The sequence below is a fragment of the Roseateles sp. genome (assembly GCF_036486225.1).
Taxonomy (GTDB): Bacteria; Pseudomonadota; Gammaproteobacteria; order Burkholderiales; family Burkholderiaceae_C; genus Roseateles.
Map to the genome: position 1 here is coordinate 1 of NZ_DASVNZ010000254.1, position 5,178 is coordinate 5,178.

Sequence of the window (5,178 nt, forward strand, 5' to 3'; positions counted from 1 at the left end):
CCGCGGCCGTGGGCGTGCCGCGGTCGGCGTCCCAGCGCGCGAGCTGCAGCTCCGTCGCCAGGTCGCGCGCCGCCGCGTAGGTCGTGCGTGGTCCGGCGATCAGGATCGCGTTCATCACCGACAAGGCCGTCAACGTCACCACGCCGACCATGAGCAGTTCCGCGCCGCGACCGAACACCACGCGCATGGCCTCCGCCGCCGGCGCCGCGCTGGCGGCCAGCCCGCCCAGGCCGAGCACGCGCACATAGGCCCAGTTGGCGAGCAGGTACAGCGCCGTGACGGTGCCCAGACCCAGCAGCAGCGCGCGCACGATGCCGCGGCGCGGGTCCTTCATCTCGGCGGACAGCGTCGCGGCATCGCTCCAGCCGCCGTAGGCGAGGAACACGAACACCATCGCCGTGCCCCAGGAGACTGATGCGCCACCCACCGCGGCGGGCGCGGTCGACGCGGCCGGTGCCAGTCCTTGCCATTGCTGCACACCCGCGCCCGCGCCGAGCAGCAGCAGCCCGCCGATGACGAGCGTCGTCAGTCCGAGCTGTGTGCCCAGCCCCACGCGCACGCCCAGCAGGTTCAGTCCGGTGAGGGCGACGATGAGTCCGCCCGCGAGCCAGGCGCTGACGTACTCGCCGAGCCATGACGAGAGATCGACCACCTGCGCCAGGTAGTCCCCGAACACGAAACCGAGCAAGGCCATCGACCCCGTGTGGATCACCGCGAAGCGCGACCACGCGAACAGGAAGCCGAGCCGAGCGCCGAAGGCGCGACGCAGGAAGTGGTAGTCGCCGCCGGCATCGGGGAAGGCCGCGGCCAGCTCCGCGAAGCACAGCCCGCCGATGAAGGACAGCACGCCACCCAGCGCCCAGGCGAGGTAGAGCTGCTCCGGCGTCGCCAGGAACTGCGCCACCATCGGCGAGGTCTTGAAGATGCCCGCGCCGACCACCATGCCGATGCACAGCGCCATCGCGTGGCGAACGTCGAGGATGCGCTGGGGCAATGCGCCGGCAGGAGCGCCGGCAGGAACGGACGAAGACATGGAGGGGAAGACGGAGGCTCGGACGGGGGGACGCGCGATGCTACTGGCGGTCCGGGCCGCGCGGCGGACTTCGTCGTGGCCACGCGACGGCATGAGCTTATGAGGGAGTCGTCTGAGGAGGAATGCGGGTTTGCGACCTGCGCGCCGATAGGCTGACGGTTCGATTGCCTTCGTTGACTGCCGCGGCCGCTGGCCCTCACCCCCACCCTCTCCCGCAAGCGGGAGAGGGAGTCCGACCGGAGTCCTTCTTACCCCTCTGCCGCCCGCTCCATGCTGAAGCTTCGCCATACCGCCCTCGCCGTCCTGACCCTGACCAGCAGCATCGCCGCCCTCGCCCAGTCCGCGCCTGCGACATCGCCGGATTCATCGTTGGGCACCGTGCTCGTCACCGGCACGCGCGCCCGTGATCGGACGCTCGCGGACAGCCAGGTGCCCGTGGACGTGCTCTCCCGTGACGAGCTCCTGCGTGCCGCCGGTCCCGACGGCACGCTCGCCGCCGCACTGCAGGCGCTGCTGCCGTCCTTCAACTTCCCGCGCCAGTCCAACTCCGGCGGCGCGGACCACGTGCGCGCAGCGCAACTGCGCGGCCTGTCGCCGGACCAGGTGCTGGTGCTCGTCAACGGCAAACGCCGCCACACCTCGGCACTCGTCAACCTCGAATCCAAGACCGGCAAGGGCACCAACCCGGTCGACTTCAACACCATCCCGCTGGCCGCCGTGCAGCGCATCGAGGTCGTGCGCGACGGGGCCGGCGCGCAGTACGGCTCCGACGCCATCGCGGGCGTGGTCAACGTGATCCTCGACGAGCGTCGCAGCGGTGGCGAGCTCAACACCGAGGCCGGTCTCTTCCACACGAAGTTCGAGCCCACAGACCGCACGATCAACGACGGCCAGACGCAGTCGGCCAGCCTGTCGCAGGGCTGGGCCATTGGGGAACGCGGCTTCCTCCGTGCTGGGATCGAAGGCCTGCACCGCAACGCGACCAACCGCAGCGGCCTCGATCAACTGCCGCCGTGGGAGGACTCGACGCCGGACAACCTCGCCACCGTCGGCCACCGCAACTACGCCGCCGGTGAACCCGCCACACGCCAGTGGCAGGCCTTCTTCAACAGCGCCGTGGACCTCGCGCCGAACCAGCAGGCCTACGCCTTTGGCACCTGGCAGCAGCGGCGCTCGACGGGCGCGGCGTACTTCCGCTACCCGGACAGCTTCGCCAACATCAAGAGCGTCTATCCCGACGGGTATCGACCGCAGACCACCGGCGACAACCGCGATCTGCAGCTCGTCGCCGGCGTGCGCGGCGACTGGGCCGGCTGGGACTACGACCTCTCGCTGGACCACGGCCGCAACGACTTCGACTACGGCGTGCGGAACTCGCTGAACACCTCGCTCGGCGCGGCGAGTCCGACGGCGTTCCACCTCGGCGATTTCGGCACGCGGCTGACGACCGTCAACCTCGACCTGACGCGCTCCGTGGCGATTCCCGGACTGTCCCGCCCGGCCACCTTGGCCGCCGGGCTCGACGGCCGCCATGAGCGTTTCGTCACCGGCGCGGGCGACGCGGCGTCCTATGCGGTCGGTCCGTTCGACGGCCCCGGCGGCGCGCAGGCCGGTCCGGGGCTTCAACAGGGCGATGCGGCCAGCCTGTCGCGTCGCGTGATCGGCGCTTACGTCGACCTGAGCGCCGCCTTCACCCGCGACTGGCAGGCCGAGGCCGCGCTGCGGCACGACCATTACAGCGACTTCGGCAATGCGACGACGGCCAAGCTGTCATCGCGCCTGGCGCTCGGCGAGGGCTTCGCGCTGCGCGGCGCGGTCTCGACCAACTTCCGCGCGCCATCGCTCGCGCAACGCGGTTTCAGCTTCACCGTGACCGATCGCGGCGACGGCGGCGAGCTCAGCCAGATCCGCACGCTGCCGGTGGACAGCCCGATCGCGCGTTACCTCGGCGCGCAGGACCTGAAGGCGGAACGCTCGCGCAACGCGAGCCTCGGCCTGAGTTGGCAGCCCGACCGCCACTGGTCGGCGACGCTCGACGCCTACGCGATCCGCGTCAAGGACCGCGTCACGCTGTCGCAGCGCATCAGCGGCGACGGGCTGTCGCAGGAGCTGGAATCGCGCTTCGGCATCCCCGGGATCGACGGGGTCAACTTCTTCACCAACGCGCTGGACACGCGCACCCGCGGCGCGGACCTGGTGACCGAGTGGAACGGGGCGGCGCTCGGCGGCGAGCTGCGGCTGTCGTGGGCGGCGTCGTTCAGCAGGACGACGGTGCGCCCGCATGCGGACGCGAACGTGGGCCTCGAGGAGCTGAACACGCTGACCGACGCGGCGCCCCGCCAGCGCCACATCCTGACGGCGCAATGGCGCGGCGGCGCGTGGTCGCTGCTGAGCCGCGTGACGCGGCACGGCAGCACGACGCGGGTCTTCGACTTCGGCGACGGGTTCGTGCCGTCGCAGACGTATGCGCCGGTCTGGCAGCTGGACCTGGAAGCGCAATGGCAGGCGACCCGCGCGCTGAGCGTCAGCGTCGGCGCGGTCAACGCGACGGATCGCTATCCGAGCCGTTCCACCTCCGACATCGCCTATTTCGGCAACTTCCCGTACGACGTGCTGTCGCCTGTGGGGTTCAACGGGGCGTACTACTACGCGAGGGCGAAGTGGGTGTTCTGAGCCTGCATGTCCGGCTCGCTCAGCGATTGGAACGGAAGCCCCGCCACGCCACGCGCGCCAGAACGGCCACGAACAGCACGGCGACCGCGTCCAGCACGACGAGTTCCATCCCCGGCCCGGCCCGCTTGGCCAGGTCGGTCGATTGCCCGAAGTGCGTCGCGCTGATGCCGTAGGCTTCGACGAGGCTCATCGCCGTGAGCCAGCTCGCCGTGGCGGCGATCGCGATGGCCAGCACCGTGGCCACGTTGGCGCCCAGGTAGCTCCTCTTGCGGGGAGCGGCGATCGTCGCGCGGTCCTCACCCGCGGTCGCCGCGGAAATTGCCTGCATGTTCAATCCTCCATTGTTCCGAGGAAGGGTTGTATGCGGACCTTCTGCCTGGACGGCCTGGCGTGTCGCGAGCTGCGGATTGAGCGGTTGAACGGTCGCGCGCCGCGACCGGACGGAGGAGAATCAAGACATGACCATCAAGCGCATGGACAACGTCCTGATCGTTGTCGACGATCTCGAGGCGGTGAAGGCGTTCTTCATCGAGCTCGGCCTGAAGCTGGAAGGGCAGACCGACGTGGAAGGCCCCGAGGTCGGCCGCCTGATCGGCCTGGGCGACGTCCGGGCGACCCTTGCGATGCTGCGGACGCCGGATGGGCAGGGCATCGAGCTGGACAAGTTCCATACGCCGGAGGCCGTCAGGTTCGGCCCTGTGGACACACCGGTGAACGCCCTGGGTCTCCGTCGGGTGATGTTCTCCGTCGACGGCCTCGACGCCGTCGTCGCGCGGATGCAGGGCCACGGCGCGGAACTCATCGGCCAGATGCAGTACGGGCAGTCGTACCGGCTGGCCTACCTCCGCGGACCGGAAGGTCTCATCGTCGGACTGGCCGAGCAATTGAGCTGAGATCAGCCGGGCGCCGATGCGCCTCTCACCGGCGCTGACGGCGCGGAGGGCGCAGAGGGCGCCAGCGGCCACAGCCCATCGACGGGCCGCTCCAGCACCCGGGCCGCCACAGGGTGGAACACCGCCGGATCCAGCCGTCCTCGATCAGCAGCGTCGGCGAGCCATCGTTCGATAGCCCCGCCCTTCTCCGCCCAGCGATCCTGGCGCAGCAAGCCATACAGCCCGGCGGCGATCACGTGGATGCCGTCGTCCGACTTGCGCCAACGGTCCGCGGGGTTGCGGGCCACTCCCAACGCCTCGCTGATCAACTGGTCCAGCGCCTGGACCAGGTCCTCGTCCAGAAGCCCCTTGAGCGTCGTGTAGCCCCAGCGCGGATCGTGGTCGCGCACGATCTTCGCGATCAGCGGATCGCGCCCGAATGCGGCGAGCGCCGCCGTCGCGGCCGGGCCGTCCATGGCCACCGGCGGATGGAGCATCTCGTGCGCGGCGATCCGCACCGTGGTCGCGGTGTCGTAGTCGGCCGCCTGCAGGAAGGTCTGCCCCTGCACCTTGATGCCGTGCGGCTTGGAGAACTGGAGC

Annotated in this window: 5 protein-coding genes; 2 read left to right on the forward strand and 3 right to left on the reverse strand. The window is 70.3% G+C overall.

Annotation, left to right across the window (positions count from 1 at the left end; translation table 11 throughout):
- Window positions 1-1,033, reverse strand: a 1,033-nt coding sequence (locus VF536_RS16955) for an APC family permease (protein WP_331616035.1), incomplete at its 3' end; no start/stop codon positions are given.
- 270 nt (window positions 1,034-1,303) lie between these two features.
- Between VF536_RS16955 and VF536_RS16960 the strand changes: the two genes are divergently transcribed.
- Window positions 1,304-3,706, forward strand: coding sequence for a TonB-dependent receptor (locus VF536_RS16960; RefSeq protein ID WP_331616036.1), 2,403 nt, complete (start codon window positions 1,304-1,306; stop codon window positions 3,704-3,706).
- Between the two features lie 19 nt (window positions 3,707-3,725).
- Here the strand turns inward: VF536_RS16960 and VF536_RS16965 are convergent, their stop codons facing one another.
- A complete protein-coding gene (locus tag VF536_RS16965; RefSeq protein WP_331616037.1) occupies window positions 3,726-4,034 on the reverse strand; it encodes a hypothetical protein in 309 nt (102 codons plus the stop codon).
- A gap of 130 nt (window positions 4,035-4,164) precedes the next feature.
- On the opposite strand from VF536_RS16965, the gene VF536_RS16970 reads away from it, so the two are divergent.
- Entirely contained in the window at window positions 4,165-4,599 is a 435-nt protein-coding gene (locus VF536_RS16970) for a VOC family protein (RefSeq protein WP_331616038.1), read from the forward strand.
- A gap of 2 nt (window positions 4,600-4,601) precedes the next feature.
- Here the strand turns inward: VF536_RS16970 and VF536_RS16975 are convergent.
- On the reverse strand, window positions 4,602-5,178 hold a 577-nt coding region (locus tag VF536_RS16975), incomplete at its 5' end, for a hypothetical protein (RefSeq protein ID WP_331616039.1).

Bases quoted from the DNA above. Each gene is read 5' to 3' on its own strand.
- VF536_RS16960 (WP_331616036.1), top strand. From the start codon at position 1,304: ATGCTGAAGCTTCGCCATACCGCCCTCGCCGTCCTGACCCTGACCAGC.
- VF536_RS16965 (WP_331616037.1), bottom strand. From the start codon at position 4,034: ATGCAGGCAATTTCCGCGGCGACCGCGGGTGAGGACCGCGCGACGATC.
- VF536_RS16970 (WP_331616038.1), top strand. From the start codon at position 4,165: ATGACCATCAAGCGCATGGACAACGTCCTGATCGTTGTCGACGATCTC.